Here is a 19,886-nt window from a genome sequence, read left to right on the forward strand (position 1 = left end):
CCGCGCTCGCTCGGCGTGGCAGGATGCAGCCGATGACTTCCACCCGCACTTCCGCAGGCGTCGTCAACTGCGTGGCGTACAGCCGCGACGGCAGCCGTCGCGACCTGCCGCTGGAAGCGATCAGCGACGTACTGGCCGTGGATGACGGCAGCTTCGTCTGGGTGGGGCTTTACGAGCCCGCCGAAGCGGTCCTGGACCAGTTGCAGGAGGAGTTCGGCCTCCACGACCTGGCCGTGGAGGATGCCCACAATGCGCACCAGCGCCCCAAGATCGAAGCCTACGGGTCATCGCTGTTCATCGCGGTGCACACCGCACAGGCAGTGGACGAACGCATCGTGTTCGGCGAGACCCATGCCTTCCTGGGCGCGCGCTACCTGGTCACGGTCCGCCACGGGGCCTCGCTGTCCTACGCCTCGGTGCGCGCCCGCGCCGAGCGCGAACCCGAATTGCTGGCGATGGGCCCGGCCCATGCCCTGTACGCGGTGATGGACTTCATCGTCGACAACTACCAGCCGATCGTCGCGCAGTTCCGGTCGTCGCTGGAGTCGCTCGAGCACGACGTGTTCGCCGACGACTACCGTCGCGAAACGATCGTCCGGCTGTACGAGCTCAAGCGCGAGCTGGCGCGCCTGCAGCTGGCGGTCGCGCCGATGCAGGACGTGCTGGGCCAGCTGGCCCGCAGCCACGACGGGATGGTGCCCAACGAGGTCCGTCCATACTTCCGCGACGTGCACGACCACGTGCTGCGGGTCAACGACGCATCCGACACCCTGAGGGAAATGTTGACGGCCGCCCTCACCGTGAACCTCTCCCTGGTGACGCTGGCACAGGGCGAAGTGGTCAAGCGGCTGGCGGGATGGGCCGCGCTGCTGGCGGCGCCCACTCTCGTTGCCAGCTGGTACGGCATGAACTTCAGGCACATGCCCGAACTCGAGGGCCGCTACGCGTACCCGGTGCTCATAGGCGTCGTCGCAGCCATCTGCCTTGGCCTGTACCGCTACCTGCGCAAGGTCCGGTGGCTCTGAGGTCCAGCGCCCGTTAGGCGCCCGCCATGGACTGCAGCAGGATGCCGGTGGCGTAGGCGCAGTAGGTACCGAGCGCATAGCCCAGCACCGACAACAGCACGCCGACCGGGGCCAGCGCGGGATGGAAGGCGCTGGCCACCACGGGCGCGGACGCAGCCCCGCCGATGTTGGCCTGCGAACCCACGGCGAGGAAGAACAGCGGCGCGCGGACCAGCTTGGCGACGACGAGCAGCACCAGCCCGTGCACCGAAATCCAGACCAGGCCCATCAGGAACAGCCAGGGCCGGTCAAGCAGTGCGCCCAGGTCCATCTGCATGCCGATGGTGGCCACAAGCACGTACAGCATCACCGATCCGACCCTGGATGCCCCGGCACCCTCCAGGGTGCGTGCGCGGGTGAAGCTCAGCAGCAGCCCGATCGTGGTCGCCAGCACCGTGATCCAGAAGAAGCGCGCGGTCAGGCTGTAGTTCTGCAGGTTCCACTCCGGGGGCAGGCCCGCGATCCAGGCCACCAGTGGATCGGTCAGCAGGTGGGCCAGCCCGGTGGCTCCCAAGCCCACCGCGAGTATCAGCACCAGGTCGGTCAATGTCGGCACCCGGGCATGCTGTACCTGGTAGGCCTCGATTCGGCCCTTGAGGTCGTCGATGGCGCTGACATCGGCACCGGTCCAGCGATCGAAGGCCGGTGCGCGCGGGACCAGGAACAGCAGTACCGCCAACCAGACGCTTGCGATGAGCACATCGACGGCAACGAACTGGCCGAACAGCGTCGCCTCCACGCCGAACACTTCCTTCATCGCCGCCTGGTTGGCGCCGCCGCCGATCCAGCTTCCGGCTACGGTGGTCATGCCGCGCCAGGTGTCGCCCGCCACGGCCTCGGGATGGATGAAGCCCATGGCCGTGAACGCCACCACCGCGCCGAGCATCACGCCGAACGTGCCGGCCAGGAACATCACCACCGCCTTGGGACCCAGCCGCACGATGGCGCCGAAGTCCAGCGCCACGCACAGCAGCACCAGCGCGCTGGGCAGCAGGTAATCGCGCGCCATCGGATACAACCCGGACGCGGCGCCGTCGATCAGGCCGATGCTGTTGAACACCGAGGGGATCAGGTAGCACAGCAGCAATGCCGGCACCACGCCATAGAACTTCTTCCAGAAGCCGTCCTCGCGCGAGGCGCTCCAGAACACGAACCCCAGCACCACGGCCAGCAGGCCGAGCACGACGGCATCATTGGTGATCAGGGCGGTGCTGGGGGGTGTCATGGAAGCTCCGGCAGGCGATGCGGGGCGAGAGTTTGACCACTTGGACGACCAGGGCGGCCGGAGCCGCCTCCCTCACATCACTGGCCGATGTGCTGCCGCAGCCAGGCCTTGACCGTCTCGTGCCACAGGACGCTGTTGTTGGGCTTGAGCACCCAGTGGTTCTCGTCCGGGAAGTACAGCAGCTTTGACTCGATGCCCTTGCGTTGCAGCGCGGTGAACGTCGCAATGCCCTGGTCGACCGGCACGCGGTAATCCTTCTCGCCCTGCACCACCAGCATCGGCACGCGCCACTTCGAGACATGGTTCACCGGGTTGAAGCGCTCGTAGGCCTCCGGGTTGTCGTACGGCGTGCCGCCGTTCTCCCACTCGGTGAACCACAGCTCCTCGGTCACGTACGCCATTGAGCGTGTATCGAACACCCCGTCGTGGTTGACCAGGCACTTCCACGGCGAGTTGCCGTCTTCATCGAACCAGTTCCCGGCGATCCAGTTGACCATGTAGCCGCCGTAGCTGGCACCCAGCGCGCATGCGCGGTCGCCGTCCAGGAACGCGTAGCGGTCGAGCGCGGCCGCCCACCCCTTCTGCAGGTCCTCCAGCGGGCGATCGCCCCAATGCCTGCTGATCGCATCGGTGAACGCCTGGCCGTAGCCGGTGGAGCCGTGGAAATCGATCATGACCACGGCGTAGCCCTGTCCGGCGTATGTCTGCGGGTTCCAGCGGTAGCTCCAGCCATCGCCGAAGCTGCCCTGCGGGCCACCGTGGATGAGGAACGCCACCGGGTACTCCCTGCCCTCCTGGTAATTCCACGGCTTGACCACGTAGCCGTGCACGGTCTCGTCGTTCCATCCCTTGAAGCTGAATTGTTCGTACTCGCCAAAGCCCACGTCCTCGCCCAGCATCTGCCCGGCGCTCGGGGTGATTTCCCGCAGCTGCGCGGCGTCCGGGCCGGTGGTGATGATCTGGTCGCCGCTGGCCATGGTGTTGCGGGTGAACGCCAGGGTTGGCCCCGCCAGCTGCACGTTGGACACCGTGCCATCGCCCACCACCTCGCGCACCTGGCCGCTGGCGACGTCCACTGCAAACAGCGGATGCTCGCCGGTGTCCTGCGCGGTGGTGTAGATCGTGCCGCCATCGGCGGACAGGACGATGCCGTCGGCCGAGCGGTCCCAGCCCGGTGCGATCTCCCGCACCCGCCCGCTGGACAGCTCCATCGCCATCAGTCCGGAGCGGTCGGCCTCGAACCCGGCGCGCTTCATCGCCCGGTAGTAGAGGGTCGTGCCGTCGGTGCTGAACACCGGCTCGGCATCCCAGGCCGGGTTGGAGCCGGTCAGGTTGACCGGCTCGCCTTCGCCGTTGGCCGGCAGGCGGTACAGGTCGAAGTTGGTCGACCACGGCTCGCCGCGCCCGGCCACCCGCACGCTGGCGACCAGCGATTGCCCGTCCGGCGCCCAGGTGTAGTCGGATCCGCCACCGAACGGCTTGGACGGGACGTCGCCGTCGAGCGTGCCGCTTACCGCTACCGCCTGCGTGGCCGGCGCGTCGCGCAGCGGGGCGACAAACAGCTGGTTGCGGCGGCCGTCGCGCCAGGTGTCCCAGTGCCTGATGAACAACCGGTCGTACACCACGCCACTGGCCTTGTCCTTGCCGGTCTCGTCCAGGCGCTTGCGGGTACAGGCCAGGTCGCTGCCACAGTCGAGGAAGGTGTCGGCGCTGAATGCAACGCGGTCGCCGCCGGGGGCGACGTGGAAGGTGCCGACGTCCACGGGCACGTCGGTGAGTTGGCGCGGCTCACCACCGGCCAGGGCGACGGCGTAGAGCTGCGAGCGTCCCGACTTGGCGCTGAGGAAGTGCACGTGCTTGCCATCGGGCGAGAAGGCGGGCGAATTGACGCTCCAGCCCTCCGGCGTCAGCCGGCGCGGTGGCGCGGAATCGCGTGCAAACAGGTCCTCGATCCACAGGCTCGTGCTGGAGGAATCGGCATCGAAATCCACCACGCGGCGGGCAAACACCACGTGGCGACCGTCGGGTGACAGGGCCGGCGAGGAATGGCGGTCCATGGTGGCCAGGTCGCGGCCCTGCAGGCCCCGCTCGGCCGCATCGGCAACCGACGGGGAGGACAGGACGGCGGCAACCAGCAACGGCAGTACGGCGTGGCGCAGGTTCATGGACGCTCCGGATGCGATCAGGCAGACCCGGATGGTAGGCGGCGGGGGCGGTGACGGCAAAGAAGCCGCGGCCCAACCCGTGGCAAGCCGCGGGCCGGCCCCGCCAGGTGCGCTCCCGGGGCGCCCAAAGGGGGCGTCCACGCGGCCAAACGGGAACGGCGCCCTCGCAGGCGCCGTCCCGGTGCGTGGCAAGACCCGCGTGGAAGCCCTACTCGGTACCTGCCGCGGCGCCCGCATCGCTCGCGGGAGTGCCGCCACCCAGGTGCCGGGAGAAGAACGCCAGCAATCGCGTGTAGTACTCGCGCCGGTTCTTTTCCAGGTAGAACCCGTGGCCTTCGTTAGCGAAATAAAGGGCCTCGACGGGTACGCCGGCCTTCCGCAGCGCACGTTCCATCATTTGCGTATGGGCGATCGGGGCACGTTCGTCCTCGCCGCCCGCCGCCAGAAACACCGGAACCTTGATGCGATCAGCCATCCTGTTGGGCGACACAGCGGCAAGGCTGTTGCGCTCTCCGATCCATTCGCGCAGGTAGGTCTCTCCCGACCCACGCCGCTGGATGTCCCCGTCGGTATGCATCGTCGGCAGGTCGTAGACGCCGACCGTCCCCACCGCACACTGGTAGAGGTCGGGTTCCCGCGCCGCGCCCATCAGTGCCGCGTAGCCACCATAGCTGCCGCCGTAGATGCAGATGCGGTCGCGTGCGGCGATGCCTTCGCTGATCGCCCAGCGGGTGGCATCGGTCAGGTCGTCCTGCATCTTGCCGCCCCACTCGCGCGCGCCCGCGCTTTCGAACGCGTTGCCGTAGCCGCCCGACCCGCGGAAGTTCAACTGCAGTACCGCATAGCCCGCCTGGGCGAGCATCTGCACGTCACTGTCGAAGCCCCATGCATCCTGGACGCCGAAGGGGCCGCCATGGGGCATGACCACCATCGGAAGGTTGCGGCCGCTGGAACCATTGGGCGTGGTCAGGTAACCGTGCAGCTCGAGCCCGTCGCGTGCCTGCACCTTGATCGGCCGCATGGCGCTCATCAGCTCCGGGTCGAACCATGCGCGGCGGCTCAGCAAGTGCTCGGCCTTCTTGGCGGCGATATCGAACAGGTAGAAGTCGCCCGGGCTGCGGTCGCTCCAGGTGTGCACCAGCGCGGTGTTGCCGTCGGCCGTGTGCGACGTGATCAGGACCGGCACGTCGCCGAACGCTGCTTCCAGGCTGCGGTACAGGCGTGCTTCCGGCGACGCGTCGTCGAAGAATGCCGTCTTCCGGATCCCGTCGAAGTAGACCGCACCCACGGGCTCGTGGAGGCCGCGCCGGTACAGGATGCGGGCGGGGTCGGCGACATCATCTCGCAGTACCGTGGACTCGGTGCGCGACGCGATGTCGAACGCGATGATCGAGTCCGGTCCCCGCGGCTGGTCGACCTGGAAGTAGGCGGTGTCGTTGTCGGCCGAGAACCCGATGGGCCACCACTCGAGGCCGCTGTCGCCGGACGCGTGGATGAGCACCCATTCAGAGCCCTTGCCATCGCGGTAGAACACCTGCTGGCGATTGTCGGTGTCAGCGCCGGCGGCAAAGCGTACCTTGCCCTCGTTGTCGGTCAGGAACACCGCGTTACGCACCGGCGCACGCGCCATCTGCTGGCGTCGGCCGGTGTATACGTCAATCCGGTCGACCTGCGTGTAAGGATCGGCGGTGAAGGGGCTCACGCCGATCAGCACGTACTTGTCGTCATTGGGCAGGTCGTCTACCAGCCAGGCCGCGACCTGCTCGAGCTTCTTGGCCTGGATGCGGGAACCCCGGTTGTCGCTTTTCACACTTTGCCCGACCAAGATCTCCGCGTCCGTACCGTCGGCGTTGATCGCATAGAGGTCGCCTGTCGGCCGGGGCGCGGCGAGGGCACCCATCTTCTCCGCAACCGAGATCACTACCCGCTCGGGGTTGACCCATTCGAACTCGCTTACGTGGGTATTCTGGCCCATCACGAAGTGGCCGGTCACCGCATTGTCTGAGCGCTGCATGATCACCAGCGCGGTGCGGTCCTCCAGCGGTACCGTTGCAGCAAAGTAGTCCCCACCGGGGGAGATCTTGATGTCGTTGAACGAGTCCTTCTTCAGGAACGCGTCCAGGTCGACTGCGCCGGCAACCACCGGCATGGCAGCCAGGACGGCGAGCAAGAGCGTGCGAGTACGGCGATTCATCGGTGTTTTCACTCCATGTGTGGGTTACGCCCGGCCGCATCGCGTGGCACAGGGGGCGGGAGGTCCAGGGCTACGGGGCCGGCCGCGCGCAGCCCCCCGGCCCCGCGCCCGGGCGCGACGGTGGCGCTGCTCCAGTAGATCCCCTGCGTGGTGCTGCGGTATTCCCCCAGGGGAAGCTTAGCTGACGGAATCGTCCCCGGCACGCCGCACGGGCCGCTGAGGGCCGCGGGGCCCCATCGTCCGGGCAAGGGCCTCGCGCCAGTGCGGCAACCCAACTCCGAATGTCCCCTGCAGGCGCAGGGTGTCCAGCACCGAATACGCCGGCCGGCGCACCGGCGTGGGGTAGTGCGAAGACGGGACCGGGCGCAGATCGGGCGCGTGTTCCAGCCGGCCAGTCGCCACGGCGTCCTCGAAAATCGCCTGCGCGAAGCCGTGCCAGCTCGTTTCACCCGTCGCGACGAGGTGCACGATCCCGTTCGCGGGCACGTCCGCGCCGAGGAGCGAGGCCGTGGCGTCGGCAATCAACCACGAAGGCGTGGGACAGCCGCGCTGGTCGTCGACGACGTCCAGCGCGTCACGCTCCGCCCCAAGCCGCAGCATGGTCCGGAGGAAATTGTGGCCGTGCAGTCCGTACACCCACGCAGTGCGGAGGATCAGGTGCTCCGCCCCACTGGCCGTGATCGCCTGCTCCCCCGCCAGTTTGCTTGCGCCGTAGACGTTCTGCGGATCGGTGCGGTCGTCTTCGCGGTAGGGCCGCAGGCCGCGCCCGTCGAAAACGTAGTCGGTCGAGTAGTGCACCAACGCGATGCCCTCCTCCCGGCACGCCCCGGCCAGCAGCCCGGGCGCCTCGGCATTGATCCGGTAGGCCCGCTCGGCCTCGGACTCGGCGCGGTCGACCGCGGTATAGGCCGCCGCGTTGACGACGACATCGGGACGGATGCGGCCCAGCGCGCCCGGAAGGGTCGCCAGCGCCGCGAGGTCCACCGCTTCGCACGGCGTGCCGTCAGGCAACTGCCCGCTCCGGGTCGCGGGAATCACCTCACCTACCGCGGGCAGGCTGCGCCGCAACTCGGTGCCCACCTGGCCGTTGGCCCCCAGCAGCAGGACCCTCACGGGTTGAAGACCGGGAGCCGCTCCGGATCGATCGACGCAAGCAAGGGTGCGCCCGCATCCTTCGGCGACAGGGTCGGGTCACTGACGGGCCAGTCGATCGCCAGTTCAGGGTCGTCCCAGCGGATCGAGGCATCGGCCGCCGGGTCGTAGGTGGCCGTGCACAGGTAGGTGAACAACGCACGCTCGCTCAGCGCCACGAACCCATGCGCGAAGCCTTCGGGAATCCAGAAGTGGCGACGGTTCCCGGCGCTGAGTACGACCGCCGTCCATTGCCCGAAGGTGGGCGAACCGCGCCGGATGTCAACTGCCACGTCCCAGACTTCGCCCTCGATCACCGATACATACTTGCCTTGGGGATGGGGCCACTGGTAGTGCAAGCCGCGCAACACGCCCTGCGCGGAGGACGAGACATTGCCCTGCACGAAGCGCGGCGCCAGGCCGTGCGCGTCCAGCCGGTCCAGGTTGAACGATTCAAAGAAGAAGCCGCGGTCATCGGCGAACACCCGGGGCTCGACCACCAGGCAACCGGGCAGGTCGGTCTCGATCACCTTCACGGGACGAACCCCCGCTCCGCGAGTCCCAGCAGGTACTGCCCGTAGCCGTTCTTCCGCAACGGCTGGGCCAGTGCCTGGAGGTCACCATCGGTGATCCAGCCGTTGTTCCAGGCGATCTCCTCCGGGCAACAGACGCGCAGGCCCTGCCGCGCCTCGATCGTCTCGATGTAGTTGCTAGCCTCCAGCAGCGCCTGGTGCGTCCCGGTATCGAGCCATGCGTAACCCCGCCCGAGCTGCTCGAGGTGAAGCGAGCCCTCGTCCAGGTAGAGCCTGTTGAGGTCGGTGATTTCCAGCTCGCCCCGCGGGGACGGCGCCAGGCTGGCGGCCAGGTCACTGGCACGGCCATCGTAGAAGTACAGGCCGGTCACCGCGTAGTTCGACTTGGGCCGGGGCGGCTTTTCCTCGAGGTCGACCACCCGGCCGTCGGCGTCGAAGTTGGCCACGCCATAGCGCTCGGGATCCTTGACCCAGTACCCGAACACGGTCGCGCCGCTGTCGCGCGCGTCGGCGCGCTTGAGCATCGCCGTCAGTCCGGGCCCGTGGAAGATGTTGTCGCCCAACACCAGGCAGCTGGGCTTGCCGCCGAGGAACTCGCGCCCGATCAGGAAGGCCTGGGCCAGGCCATCGGGACTGGGCTGCGCCGCGTACCGGATATTCATGCCCCACTGCGACCCGTCGCCCAGCAACCCCTGGAACAGCGCCTGTTCGTGGGGGGTGTTGATGATCAGCACCTCGCGGATTCCCGCCAGCATCAGCACACTGAGCGGGTAATAGATCATCGGCTTGTCATAGACCGGCAGCAATTGCTTGCTGACGGCTTGGGTGATCGGATAGAGCCGGGTGCCCGAGCCGCCGGCCAGGATGATGCCTTTGCGATCCATCGTGCCTCCTCAGGCTTGGCCGATGCGTTCGAGCCGGTAGCTGCCATCCAGCACCCGGTCGACCCATGGCTGGTTGTCCAGGTACCAGTCGACGGTGCGCGCCATGCCTTCCTCGAAGGTCACCGCCGGTGACCACCCGAGCGCACCTTTCAACTTGGACGCATCGACCGCATAACGCCGGTCGTGGCCGGGCCTGTCCTTGACGAACGTGATCAGCGACTCGCGCGGACGCCCGCCCGGCAGGGGTCGCCGCTCGTCCAGCAATGCACACAGCGTCTTGACCACGTCCAGGTTCCGGCGCTCCGCGTCGCCACCGACGTTGTAGGTCCCGCCCACCTCGCCCGCTTCCAGTACCCGACGGATGGCACTGCAGTGGTCCTCCACGAACAGCCAGTCGCGGACGTTGCGGCCGTCGCCATACACCGGCAAGGCCTCACCGGCCAGGGCCTTGGCGATGACCAGCGGGACCAGCTTCTCCGGGAACTGGTAGGGCCCGTAGTTGTTCGAGCAGTTCGTCGTCAGCACCGGCAGCCCGTACGTATGGTGGAACGCACGCACCAGGTGGTCGGACGCGGCCTTGGTTGCGGAGTAGGGCGAGTTGGGCGCGTATGGCGTGGTTTCGGTGAACTTGCCGGAGTCACCCAGGCTGCCGTAGACCTCGTCGGTCGACACGTGCAGGAAGCGGAAAGCCGGCGCTGCGTCAGCATCCAGCGCGCGCCAGTAGTCACGCACCTGCTCCAGCAGCGACAGGGTGCCGACCACGTTGGTCTGGACGAACGCAGCGGGTCCGTCGATCGAACGGTCGACATGACTCTCGGCGGCGAAATTCACCACCGCGTCGGGCCGGTGTTCCGCCAGCAGGCCGGAAACCAGCGACGCATCACCGATGTCGCCCTGCACGAAGACGTGGTTGCCGTCGTTACGCAATGACCTCAGCGTGTCGAGGTTGCCGGCGTAGGTCAGTGCATCGAGGTTGACCACCTTGATGCCGCGATGCACGGCATCAAGTACGAAGTTGCCGCCGATGAAGCCGGCGCCGCCGGTTACCAGCCAAGTCGGCACTGTATCGCTCCGGTTCCGGCGCGCCGGCCAGGAATCGATTCACGCGCGCTACGCATGGGTCGATGCATGGAGATCAGAACGGAATGTCGTCATCCGCGAAGTCGTCCGCGAACTCGCTGGACTTGGCCGGGGGGGATTCACGACGCGGCGCGGACTCCTGCCGCTGCGGCGGGCGCGATGCACGCTCGCCGCGATCCCCGCCACGGAAGCCGCCACCACCGCCACCGCCTTCAGCCCCGCCACCGAGCATCTGCATCTCGTCGGCGACGATGTCGGTGAAGTACTTCTCCACGCCGTCCTGGCCGGTGAACTTGTCGTAGCGGATCGAGCCCTCGATGTAGACCTGCCGGCCCTTTTTCAGGTATTCGCCGGCGATCTCCCCGAGCTTGCCGAACAGCTTGACCCGGTGCCACTCGGTCTTCTCGATCTGCTGGCCGTCCTTGTCCTTGCGCACGCTGGTGGTGGCCAGCGACAGCGTGCACACCGCCATTCCGCCTTGGGTGTACTTCATTTCCGGGTCGTTGCCGAGGTTGCCGACCAGGATCACCTTGTTGATGCCACGTGCCATGGGGTGCGTGTCCTATGTTGGAGACCGGGCCTGGCCCGGGCGTGGATGGCGCAGGTACCGACCGGCGGGGCCGGGCGGACGGGAGGCCGGCAGTATACCCGCCACCCCGGGGGAGCCTGGCCCCGCGAACCGGTGGACTGGAGACACGTGCGTGTAGGGGTTCGCCTCGCACGGAACCCGGGGAAAACCGGCCCTTGCCTATAATCCGCGGTCCGCCCGGCACCGGCTCCGTAATGCACTCCAGCTCCCCGCCTCCCTATCCCACCGACCTGTCCGCGATCCAGGCGCTGGCCAGCGCCGACATGTCCGCCGTCGACGCGCTGATCCGCCACCGGCTGGCATCGGACGTCGTGCTGATCAACCAGGTCGCCGAGTACATCGTCGGCGCGGGTGGCAAGCGCTTGCGGCCGATGCTGCTCCTGCTGTCCGCCGGCGCGCTGGGCCACCGGGGCGCCGACGCCCATCAGCTGGCGGCGGTGGTCGAGTTCATCCACACCGCGACCCTGCTCCACGATGACGTGGTCGACCAGTCCGACCTGCGCCGTGGCCGGCGTACTGCCAATGCGGTATGGGGCAACGCGGCCAGCGTGCTGGTCGGCGACTTCCTCTACTCGCGCAGCTTCCAGCTGATGGTGGAACTGGACCGCGTCGAGGTGATGCGGATCCTGGCCGACACCACCAACCGGATCGCCGAGGGCGAGGTGCTGCAGTTGCTGCATGTCCGCAACCCGGATGTCGACGAAGCTGCCTACCTGCGTGTCATCGAGCGCAAGACCGCGGTGCTGTTCGCCGCCGCGACGCGGCTGGGCGCACTGCTTGCCGGTGCCGGCACTGCGACCTGCGACGCGCTGCACGACTATGGCCTCAACCTGGGTTACGCGTTCCAGATCGCCGACGACGTGCTGGACTACGCCTCCGATGCCCAGACGATGGGCAAGAACCTGGGCGACGACCTGGCCGAGGGCAAGGCAACGCTGCCGTTGATCCATGCGATGGCCCACGCCGACGACACGGTGCGCGCTCGCCTTCGATCCGCCATCGAGCACGGTGAGGCCGAGGCCTTGCCGGAGGTCGTGGCTGCGATCCAGGCCAGTGGCGGCCTTGCCTACAGCCGAATGCGCGCGGAGGAATACGCGCAGGGCGCCCGCGACGCGTTGGCGGGGCTGGCCGACAACGCCTACGTCACGGCGTTGCGTGGCCTTGCGGATTACGCGGTCAGCCGCGACCACTGAAGTCATGCCTCACCCGGCCCGCTGGGCGCGCAAGGGGCCGGGCCGAGCAACCGTCGAAGCCGGGAGGCTTCAACGTCCATTCGCCGACTGGCTGCACCTCGCAGCCACGTGCCACGCCGCCGGGGCGCACCGCAGATGCAGGAACCCGAGCAACATCCGGTTGGCGCGGTGGGCGGCACGTGCGTCGTCGCGGCCATTGCTTTCGCGGTTTTCACCGACGCAGGGCTCCGCGAAGCAGTGCGCCAAGGACTTTCGAATCGCGTCCAACTTCCCGGCACCTGACCCCATTGCGGTCAAAGCGGTTTCGCGGCGCTAGTGGATGCCGAGGCCCGGGATGGTGCTGATCGCCTCCGGGTCGAACCCGGCCAGCGCGGCGAAATGGCGGCCGCGGGCAACGTAGTCGCGGTACGGACCGAAGCTGGGCGCACCGGGTGAAAGCAGGACCACCCCGCCCTCTGGAAGCACAGCGCGCGCCGTGGCCACCGCATCGGCGAGATCGTCACCGGCGCCCAACGCAAAGGCGCCGCCCGCCTCCTGCAGCCGGGCGTGGATCAGCGGCCCGTTCGCGCCCATGGTGACGATGGCGGCCGGGGCGCATGACGCCATGGCGCGTGCGAACTCCGACCAGTCCAGCCCCCGGTCATGCCCGCCCACCAGCAATGCCACCGGACGGTCGCGGAAACACGCCAGCGCCGCCAGGGTGGCGAAGGGCGTGGTGCTGATCGAGTCGTTCACGTAGGTCAGGCCATCGCGTTCCCCCAGTACATGCAGCCGGTGCGGCAACGGTTGGAAGCTGGCGGCGCGGGGTGCCAGCGCCACGGCGTCGTGGCCCAAGGCCTCTATCGCGGCGAGCACCGCACACAGGTTGCCGCGGTTGTGGCGGCCCGGCAGCGGGAGCGCGGCGGTGTCCATCACCTCAAGCTCTCCGCGCCGAAGCGCGTCACCCTCCAGGTGCCAACCGTCGGCCTGGCCGTACCAGTGAACCACCGTGGCCGATCCGGGGTCCGCCTGGATCGCACGCCCCAGCGCGGCGACCGTGGGGTCCTGGGCATTGAGCACTGCAATGCGCGGCCGCGCGTCGGTGACCAGGCGCAGCTTGTCGTGGACGTAGCGCGCCTGCGACCCGTGCCAGTCCAGGTGTTCGGGGAAGATGTTGGTCACCACCGCGATGTCGGGACGCGCGCCGCTGTCGGCCACGTCTCCGGTCTGGTAGCTCGACAACTCGATTGCCCAGGCCTCGGGCACGGGGTGGTCGGGCAGTTCCAGCAGAGGCAGGCCGATGTTGCCAGCCAGCGCGGTGACGTGGCCACCGCTGCGCAGCAGGTGGGCGAGGAGCGCCGTCGTAGTGCTCTTGCCCTTGGTGCCGGTCACGCACACGGTACGCGCGGCGATGCCGTCGGGGCCGGCATGCTCGGCGAACCACAGTGCGGTGCCGCCGATGAAACGGGTGCCCCGCCTTGCGGCCGCGACCGCATCGGGCCGATACGGGCTGATGCCGGGCGACTTGATCACCCAGTCGAAGGCAGCAAGACGGTCAGGACCGGCGTCGGTGTCGATGACCAGTCGCGGATCACCCAGCGCGCGGGCGTCCTCGACCTCGTCGGGGCCGCACAACAGCGTCAGCGGGAGCGCCGGCAGGGCCCGCCGGATCGCGCGATAGGCGGCGCGACCTTCGCGGCCCCAGCCCCACAGCGCGACCCTCTGGCCGTCAAGCTGCGAGATGCGCACGCAGCCGCTCCCACAGCGCGGGCGGTATCCCGTGCTCGTCATCCAGCACCATCAGCGGCTCGATCGCCAGCCCATCGGCGGCCAACTGCGGCCGGATCTCCCGCGCGAAGCGTTCCACCAGTGCGTCCTCGCGCCACTCCGGGCGCTGCGCCAGTGCGTCCATTGCCGCCCGCGATTCACGCGCCTCGCCCACGCATTCGAAGGGCTTGTGGTCGCGGTACTCCAGCAACGCATCAAAGCCCGCGGCCTGCGCGGTGTCATCCAGCAGGTTGCGTCCGAAGATCCGCATCAGTCGCGGCTTGGCCATGAACGGAGCCAGTGCCAGGAACACGAAATGGCATTTCGGGCACACCCCGCACCAGCGGTTGGTGGGACGCTCGCCCAGGATGTGGAAGTTCCGGTTGCAGCTGGAGAAGTGCGCGTCGTAATGGTCGTTGCGGGCGAACTGCCGCGCCACCGCCAGCTCGCTCAGTGGCCGCAGTAGCGAGTAGTACTTCAGGTCCGCCGCGACATGCCGGCGGACGTGGGCTGCAAACGCCTGCTCGAATGCCCAGCCCTTGGACCACTGGTGGTTCACCTCGCCGGTACCGGCGATCAGGCTGCCGTAGCTTGCCGAGCGCTCGTTGGAGAACACCACCTGGTCGACGCCGTGCAGCAGCGCGGCCAGCACCAGGATCGCCGAGTTCACCGCCGTGACCGGGATGTGCCCGTTCCACGCGCCCTGCCGGTTGAAGTCGAACAGCTGTGGAGCCAACGCGCGGCCGATGTTGAGCGTGGCCAGGCCGGTGCGCTCGGCGCAGGCCTTGATCAGCTGCGAACCGCCGATCCACGCAACCGTCTGACCCACCCCCAGCGCGCGCAGTGCCTCGATGCTGACCAGCGAGTCCTTGCCGCCGCCAATGGCGACCAGCGCGTGGGCATCCAGGCCGAGCCCGGGGGCGCGGACATCGCCTCCACTGGCTTCGGCGGGGAACCGGATCCGGCCATGCAGGTCCAGCCCATTGCGGTAGGCGAACTCGCCCAGCCCGTTCAGGTAGACCACCTCGATGAACGCCGCGGTGTCGGCATCGATGGCATAGGACTCGATGCGGATCCGCCTCGGCACCGCGGCCTTGTAGTAGCTCACGCCGGCCAGCAGGTGCAGCAACTGCAGGGCGTGGTCGACGGCTGCTGAGCGCGCATCGTCCAGGGCGAACGGCGCGCCCGGGACGGTGACGGTCTCCACCAGCTCCGGTCCGTCGTCGAAGGCGTACACCAGCCGCACGATCCCGCTGTCGGCGTCGAGTTCGCAGCGCACGAAGCGGAATGCCTCGATCGCGTCGCGTTGGAATGTCCAGTCGGTCATTTCAGCATCCTGTGGGCGGGTGGGCCCGCTTTAGGCGATCACGTCCTGCACCGGCAGCGGCCGCAGGTTGTAGGTGTTGGCCATGGCCATGCCGTAGGCGCCGGCATCGGCGACGAGCAGCACGTCGCCCTCCACCGTGGCCGAGGGCAGCAGGCGGTCGCGGCCGAGTACGTCGCCGGTCTCGCAGACCGGGCCGACCACGTCGAACAGGGCCGTCTCCGGATCGGCAAGCCGGCCCAGGTTGTGGATGCCGTGATACGCCTCGTACATGGCGGGACGCAGCAGCGCATTCATGCCGGCGTCGGCGCCAATGCGGCGCACGCCGTCCTTTTCCACCACCTGGGTCGTGGTCAGCAGCAGTACGCCCGATTCGGCCACCAGGTACCGGCCCGGTTCGACCACCAGCCCGAAGCGCGGGTAGGCGGCCTTGATCGCGGCCAACCCGTCGCGCCACGACGCCAGGTCGAAGTCCTGAGCGTCGGGCGTGTACGGCACCGGCAAGCCACCACCGATGTCGATGCATTCCACGGTCCCCACCGCATCGGCCAGGCCGGCCAGCTCGGCATAGACATCGCGCCAGTGGGTGGGGTCGTCGATGCCGCTGCCCAGGTGCGCATGCAGCCCGGTGACGGTCAGGCCGACGCCGCGGGCCGCCTCCAGGAAGGCGTCGATGCGCGTGACCGGCAGGCCGAACTTCGCCGCGACCCCGCCCGTCCGGACCTTTTCGTGGTGACCCTCGCCGTGCCCCAGGTCCAGCCGCAACCAGGCGTTGCGGCCGCGGAAGACCTCCGGCCAGCGCTGCAGCGCCTCGATGTTGTCGATGGTCACGGTGACGCCGCGCTCGAAGGCCGCCTCGTACTCGCGGCGGGGCGCGAAACTGGGGGTGAACAGCACGCGCGACGCGGGCAGGCCCGGTATCGATTCGAACACGCGCTCCAGCTCGCCCAGCGATACGCACTCCAGGCCGAAACCCTCGTCGACCAACGCCTGCAGGATGGCCGGGTGCGGATTGGCCTTGATCGCGTAGTAGCAGCGATCCACCGCCGGCGTGGACGCTAGCGCACGCGCCCGGGCGCGCACGGTATCAAGGTGGTAGACGTAACGGGGCGTGCCGGCGGCCGCCAGCCCGAGCAGGCGTTCGCGCTGCACCGCCCACCACGGCGCCGGGCGCGCGGGCTTGCCGTGCGCGATCTCCCGCCAGCTGGGGCCGAACACGCTGGCGTCGAGTACCGGCATCGCGCCCGACCGCACCAGTTCGGCATGCAGCTGCGGCAGCAGCCCTTCGGCGTCGGCCTCGTCTATCACGAAGGTCAGGTTGAGGTCGTTGGAGGACTGCGAGATCAGGTGTACGCGCTCCTGCCCGAACGTCGCCCAGATATCGCTGAGCCTGTGCAGCAACGAGCGCATGCCGCGCCCCACCAGCGTGATCGCCGCGCACGGGGTGAACACCTTCACCCGGCACACCTGCGCCAGGTCCGCCGACAACGCTTCCAGCACGTTGGTGGTGACCAGGTTCTCGCTGGGGTCCAGCGACACCGTCACGTTGGTTTCCGATGAACCGATCAGGTCGACCGACAGGCCATGGCGGCGGAACCGCTCGAAGATGTCCGCCAGGAAGCCGACCTGCTGCCACATGCCGATGCTTTCCATCGACACCAGCACGATGCCGTTGCGGCGGCTGATGGCCTTCACCCCGGGGACGGTCGCGGCGCTTCCGTCGATGCGGGTGCCCGGCAGGTCGGGGCGCTCGGTGTCCAGGATCGCCATCGGCACGCCGGCGTCGCGGCACGGCGCGATCGAACGCGGGTGCAGCACTTTCGCCCCGGTGGTGGCGATCTCCTGAGCTTCGGCGTAGTCCAGGCGCGCGAGCAGGCGGGCGTCGGGCACCTCGCGCGGGTTGGCGCTGAACATGCCGGGCACGTCGGTCCAGATCTCCACGCGGGCAGCGCGCAGCAGGGCGCCGAAGTACGCGGCGGATGTATCCGAACCGCCGCGCCCGAGCACCGCGGTGCCGCCGTCGCCGTGGCGCGCAATGAACCCCTGGGTCAGCAGCATCGGCGCGGGCTGGGCGGCGAACCTCGCAGCGAATCCCGCATCGGGATCGACCCGGCAGTTGACCGCCAGGCGGGTGGCCCATTCGCCCTGGTTGGGCAGGGCGACCGCCTGCAGCCAGTCGCGCGCATCGCACCAGCCGAAGTCCAGCCCCTGCGTGCGCAGGTAGGCCGCGCCGATGGTGGAGGACAGCAGCTCGCCCTGGGCCAGCACCTCGGCCTGCCAGTCCAGCGGCCGGGTCTCCGCCCGCGGGTCCGAGGCCAGTGCCGACAGAGTCGCCAGGCGTGGGCCGAGTACCGCATCGGCGTCCAGGTCGAGTTCGGCGCAGAAGGCGCGGTGTCGTTGCGCCAATGCGTCAAGGCGTGCCGCCGGGCCCGCGTCGTCCAGCGGCCCCGTCGCGATCGCCTGCAGCTCGTTGGTCACCCCCGAGAGGGCGGAGACCACGACCAGCACCCGTGCGTCATCCTCGACCATGCGTTTGGCCGCCAGCGCACCGATGGTGTCCCAACGGTTCCGGCGGGACACGGAGGTGCCGCCGAACTTGAGTACGACCCAACGCTGCGCTTGCGCCACCACGCCTGTCCTCATGCAGGAACCGGGAACCGGGGAAAGTCGGGCAGCGGACCGGCCACGCGACCGCCCCCCGCAAACCCATAGAATCACGCCCCACCGGGCGCGACGCGAACCGGCGATTCTAGTGCAAGCCGGTCGCCCCGCCGCCCCATCCCCCCGTCAATGCCGGACCTGCCCGATGCCGCTGCGCCCCTACCTGCAACTGGATGTGTTCGCCGACCGCCCGGGCAATGGCAATCCACTGGCCGTGGTGCTGGAGGCGGACGGGCTGTCGGACGCGGCGATGCAGGCGATCGCGACCTGGACCCGGCTGCCGGAAACGACGTTCGTGCTCGCGCCCACCGCGCCCGCTGCCAGCTACCGCGTGCGCATGTTCAGCCCCCGGCGCGAGGTGCCGTTCGCCGGACATCCCAGCGTGGGGACCGCGCACGTCCTGCTGGAGCGTGGACGCGTCGCGCCGGTGGACGGTTTGCTGCACCAGCAATGCGAAGTGGGCGTGCTGCCGCTCTCGGTCGAGGGCGCGGGACGGGCGCGCACCATCGCGGTACGCACGCCCAAGGCGCGGGTCCTGGAGATCGCGACGCCGGATGACCCGCGCCTGGCCAGGCCACTTGGCGCCCTGCCCCCCGGCGCACTCCCCCCGGCACTGGTCGATGGCGGCCGGCGCTGGTGGCTGGTGGAAGTCGTCGACGAAGCCACCCTGCGCGCAGTCACCCCCGACTGGGAGGCGATCGCGACCCTGGCCGAGGCGACCGGCAGCATGGGAGTGTGTGCGTTCGCCCGCTCGTCGCCGGGGCAGGACCACGACCTGGTGGTGCGCGCCTTCGTCGGTGCGCCGGCGCGCTTCGAGGACGCCGCATCCGGCGCAGCCAATGCCACGCTCGCCGCATGGCTCGACCACAACGGCGCCGTGCCGGGCGTGGGTGGCAGTTACCGGGTGAGCCAGGGGCGCGAAGTGGGCTTCGATGCCCGCCTGCACATGCGCATCGACGCCGACGGCGAGGTGTGGTCCGGCGGGCATGCGTGCACGGTGGTCGAGGGGTGTATCGCCTGGCCGGACTGAAGTCCGCAAAAAAAGGCGGGCCCCGAAGGACCCGCAGCTCACCCACCCCTGGGTGTTCCGAACACTGCCCCTCCCCTTACTCCGGGCGGACGTCGACCCGTACGCGGATGCGGTCGCCCGGGTGGTAGTTGGTGCGCGTGGTGTAGCGGCGGCCGGCGTACTCGTAGGTCACGTCGTAGGCGTCAACGCCCTGCCCGCCCGTTGCGTAGCCGCCGTAACTGCCGCCACCTGCCGGGATCGGGTCACACACCCGCACCGTACCGGTGCCGCCACGCGACCGCTGGTAGTTGTCGTACACCTGCCGACCGGCCACGCCGCCGACCATCGAACCGATCGCAGAGGTCGCATAGCGCGCGCTACCCCCGCCCATCTGGCTGCCGACCACCGCGCCCAGTACGCCGCCGATCATCGTGGCCATCGTGCGCGAGCCCTCGCTGCCGCGCGAGGCGCCGTACTGGTCGTTGTAGCGGTCGTTGTAGCGGTCGTTGTAGCGGTCGTTGTAACGGTCGCCGCCGTAGTAGCCGTCGCGGTAGGAATCACCACCGACGTAGGTGTCGCTGTAGTCGCAACGCTGGTTGCGGGTGTTGCCGGTGCGATAGCGGTCGAAGACGGGGTCGACCCGCAGCACGCGGGCGTAGTCGTATTGGCCTGCCGACTGGCCGTAGCGGTCGGGCGTCGGATCGCCACCGTAGCCATAGCTGCCCCCGGTGTATCCACCGCGGGGTTCGAGATAGGTCTGCGCAGAGGCCGCGCCGGTGGTGGCGGCCAGGGCGAAGGCCAGGCTGGCGGCGAGCAGTCGATTCATGACAGGGGCTCCTTGGCGCGGGGACACAGTGGATGGAACGTGCAGCCATCCTGTTGTCGAGGGTGGGAACCCCCCATGAATTTTGTGAAATGTCGGTGAAACCGTTTAGCCGGGCGACAGTTGGCGGATGGCTCGATCAGGCACTGCAGCGTGGCGTGGCAGCCGGCACCTGGCGCCAGCCGCCCCGTGGCTGCACGCGCAGGCTCCCCTAGTAAGCCATCCATGGGCGCCGGTGGAGGCGGGCTTCAGCCCCGAGCCTAAC

15 protein-coding genes are annotated in these 19,886 nt (G+C 68.9%); 3 read left to right on the forward strand and 12 right to left on the reverse strand.

Features of this window, described 5'->3' with window-relative positions:
- Window positions 1–32: 32 nt before the first annotated feature.
- Window positions 33–1,025, forward strand: coding sequence for a magnesium and cobalt transport protein CorA (locus tag ACJQWL_RS04300; protein ID WP_330967554.1), 993 nt, complete (start codon window positions 33–35; stop codon window positions 1,023–1,025).
- A 13-nt stretch (window positions 1,026–1,038) separates the two neighbouring features.
- Here the strand turns inward: ACJQWL_RS04300 and ACJQWL_RS04305 are convergent, their stop codons facing one another.
- From ACJQWL_RS04305 to ssb, 8 genes are all read right to left on the reverse strand, one after another.
- Window positions 1,039–2,289: a DUF819 family protein gene (locus ACJQWL_RS04305; protein ID WP_330967553.1), complete on the reverse strand. Its 1,251-nt coding sequence runs from the start codon at window positions 2,287–2,289 to the stop codon at window positions 1,039–1,041.
- A 77-nt stretch (window positions 2,290–2,366) separates the two neighbouring features.
- A complete protein-coding gene (locus ACJQWL_RS04310) occupies window positions 2,367–4,454 on the reverse strand; it encodes a S9 family peptidase (RefSeq protein ID WP_330967552.1) in 2,088 nt (695 codons plus the stop codon).
- 208 nt (window positions 4,455–4,662) lie between these two features.
- Window positions 4,663–6,648 carry a S9 family peptidase gene (locus ACJQWL_RS04315; RefSeq protein ID WP_330967551.1) on the reverse strand — a complete coding sequence of 662 codons (1,986 nt, stop codon included), beginning with the start codon at window positions 6,646–6,648 and terminating at the stop codon, window positions 4,663–4,665.
- Window positions 6,649–6,825: 177 nt separating this feature from the next.
- On the reverse strand, window positions 6,826–7,761 hold the full coding sequence (gene rfbD / locus ACJQWL_RS04320; RefSeq protein ID WP_330967550.1) for a dTDP-4-dehydrorhamnose reductase: 936 nt from the start codon (window positions 7,759–7,761) through the stop codon (window positions 6,826–6,828).
- On the reverse strand, window positions 7,758–8,315 hold the full coding sequence (gene rfbC, locus ACJQWL_RS04325; RefSeq protein WP_330967549.1) for a dTDP-4-dehydrorhamnose 3,5-epimerase: 558 nt from the start codon (window positions 8,313–8,315) through the stop codon (window positions 7,758–7,760). Before rfbC ends, rfbD begins: the two co-directional genes overlap by 4 nt.
- On the reverse strand, window positions 8,312–9,196 hold the full coding sequence (gene rfbA / locus ACJQWL_RS04330) for a glucose-1-phosphate thymidylyltransferase RfbA (RefSeq protein WP_330967548.1): 885 nt from the start codon (window positions 9,194–9,196) through the stop codon (window positions 8,312–8,314). The genes rfbC and rfbA overlap by 4 nt, the downstream gene beginning before the upstream one ends.
- 9 nt (window positions 9,197–9,205) lie before the next feature.
- Complete coding sequence (rfbB, locus tag ACJQWL_RS04335) at window positions 9,206–10,258, reverse strand: dTDP-glucose 4,6-dehydratase (protein WP_330967547.1); 1,053 nt, start codon at window positions 10,256–10,258, stop codon at window positions 9,206–9,208.
- A gap of 73 nt (window positions 10,259–10,331) precedes the next feature.
- Window positions 10,332–10,826, reverse strand: a complete 495-nt coding sequence (gene ssb, locus ACJQWL_RS04340) for a single-stranded DNA-binding protein (protein WP_330967546.1) — start codon at window positions 10,824–10,826, stop codon at window positions 10,332–10,334.
- A gap of 233 nt (window positions 10,827–11,059) precedes the next feature.
- Here ssb and ACJQWL_RS04345 point away from each other — a divergent pair, with 233 nt between their 5' ends.
- A complete protein-coding gene (locus tag ACJQWL_RS04345) occupies window positions 11,060–12,058 on the forward strand; it encodes a polyprenyl synthetase family protein (protein ID WP_330967545.1) in 999 nt (332 codons plus the stop codon).
- Between the two features lie 312 nt (window positions 12,059–12,370).
- On the opposite strand, the gene murD is transcribed toward ACJQWL_RS04345, so the two are convergent.
- From murD to ACJQWL_RS04360, 3 genes are read right to left on the reverse strand one after another with little or no spacing between them, the layout of a single operon-like run.
- Window positions 12,371–13,786, reverse strand: coding sequence for a UDP-N-acetylmuramoyl-L-alanine--D-glutamate ligase (gene murD, locus ACJQWL_RS04350; protein ID WP_330967544.1), 1,416 nt, complete (start codon window positions 13,784–13,786; stop codon window positions 12,371–12,373).
- Complete coding sequence (gene murL / locus ACJQWL_RS04355) at window positions 13,767–15,131, reverse strand: UDP-N-acetyl-alpha-D-muramoyl-L-alanyl-L-glutamate epimerase (RefSeq protein ID WP_330967543.1); 1,365 nt, start codon at window positions 15,129–15,131, stop codon at window positions 13,767–13,769. Before murL ends, murD begins: the two co-directional genes overlap by 20 nt.
- A gap of 30 nt (window positions 15,132–15,161) precedes the next feature.
- Window positions 15,162–17,771: a bifunctional aspartate kinase/diaminopimelate decarboxylase gene (locus ACJQWL_RS04360; RefSeq protein ID WP_330967542.1), complete on the reverse strand. Its 2,610-nt coding sequence runs from the start codon at window positions 17,769–17,771 to the stop codon at window positions 15,162–15,164.
- A gap of 163 nt (window positions 17,772–17,934) precedes the next feature.
- Here ACJQWL_RS04360 and ACJQWL_RS04365 point away from each other — a divergent pair, with 163 nt between their 5' ends.
- Window positions 17,935–18,819, forward strand: coding sequence for a PhzF family phenazine biosynthesis protein (locus ACJQWL_RS04365; protein WP_330967541.1), 885 nt, complete (start codon window positions 17,935–17,937; stop codon window positions 18,817–18,819).
- Window positions 18,820–18,895: 76 nt separating this feature from the next.
- Here ACJQWL_RS04365 and ACJQWL_RS04370 read toward each other — a convergent pair whose 3' ends face one another.
- Window positions 18,896–19,624, reverse strand: coding sequence for a glycine zipper 2TM domain-containing protein (locus ACJQWL_RS04370; protein ID WP_330967540.1), 729 nt, complete (start codon window positions 19,622–19,624; stop codon window positions 18,896–18,898).
- Window positions 19,625–19,886: the final 262 nt, after the last annotated feature.

Source organism: Novilysobacter viscosus (assembly GCF_046600715.1).
GTDB lineage: Bacteria > Pseudomonadota > Gammaproteobacteria > Xanthomonadales > Xanthomonadaceae > Lysobacter_C > Lysobacter_C viscosus.

What these genes read in the sequence shown, in the direction of transcription:
- ssb (WP_330967546.1), bottom strand. Translation starts at nt 10,826, where the DNA reads ATGGCACGTGGCATCAACAAGGTGATCCTGGTCGGCAACCTCGGCAAC.
- ACJQWL_RS04360 (WP_330967542.1), bottom strand. Translation starts at nt 17,771, where the DNA reads ATGAGGACAGGCGTGGTGGCGCAAGCGCAGCGTTGGGTCGTACTCAAG.
- ACJQWL_RS04345 (WP_330967545.1), top strand. Translation starts at nt 11,060, where the DNA reads ATGCACTCCAGCTCCCCGCCTCCCTATCCCACCGACCTGTCCGCGATC.
- ACJQWL_RS04310 (WP_330967552.1), bottom strand. Translation starts at nt 4,454, where the DNA reads ATGAACCTGCGCCACGCCGTACTGCCGTTGCTGGTTGCCGCCGTCCTG.
- rfbA (WP_330967548.1), bottom strand. Translation starts at nt 9,196, where the DNA reads ATGGATCGCAAAGGCATCATCCTGGCCGGCGGCTCGGGCACCCGGCTC.
- ACJQWL_RS04365 (WP_330967541.1), top strand. Translation starts at nt 17,935, where the DNA reads ATGCCGCTGCGCCCCTACCTGCAACTGGATGTGTTCGCCGACCGCCCG.
- ACJQWL_RS04370 (WP_330967540.1), bottom strand. Translation starts at nt 19,624, where the DNA reads ATGAATCGACTGCTCGCCGCCAGCCTGGCCTTCGCCCTGGCCGCCACC.
- murL (WP_330967543.1), bottom strand. Translation starts at nt 15,131, where the DNA reads ATGACCGACTGGACATTCCAACGCGACGCGATCGAGGCATTCCGCTTC.
- ACJQWL_RS04315 (WP_330967551.1), bottom strand. Translation starts at nt 6,648, where the DNA reads ATGAATCGCCGTACTCGCACGCTCTTGCTCGCCGTCCTGGCTGCCATG.
- ACJQWL_RS04305 (WP_330967553.1), bottom strand. Translation starts at nt 2,289, where the DNA reads ATGACACCCCCCAGCACCGCCCTGATCACCAATGATGCCGTCGTGCTC.
- ACJQWL_RS04300 (WP_330967554.1), top strand. Translation starts at nt 33, where the DNA reads ATGACTTCCACCCGCACTTCCGCAGGCGTCGTCAACTGCGTGGCGTAC.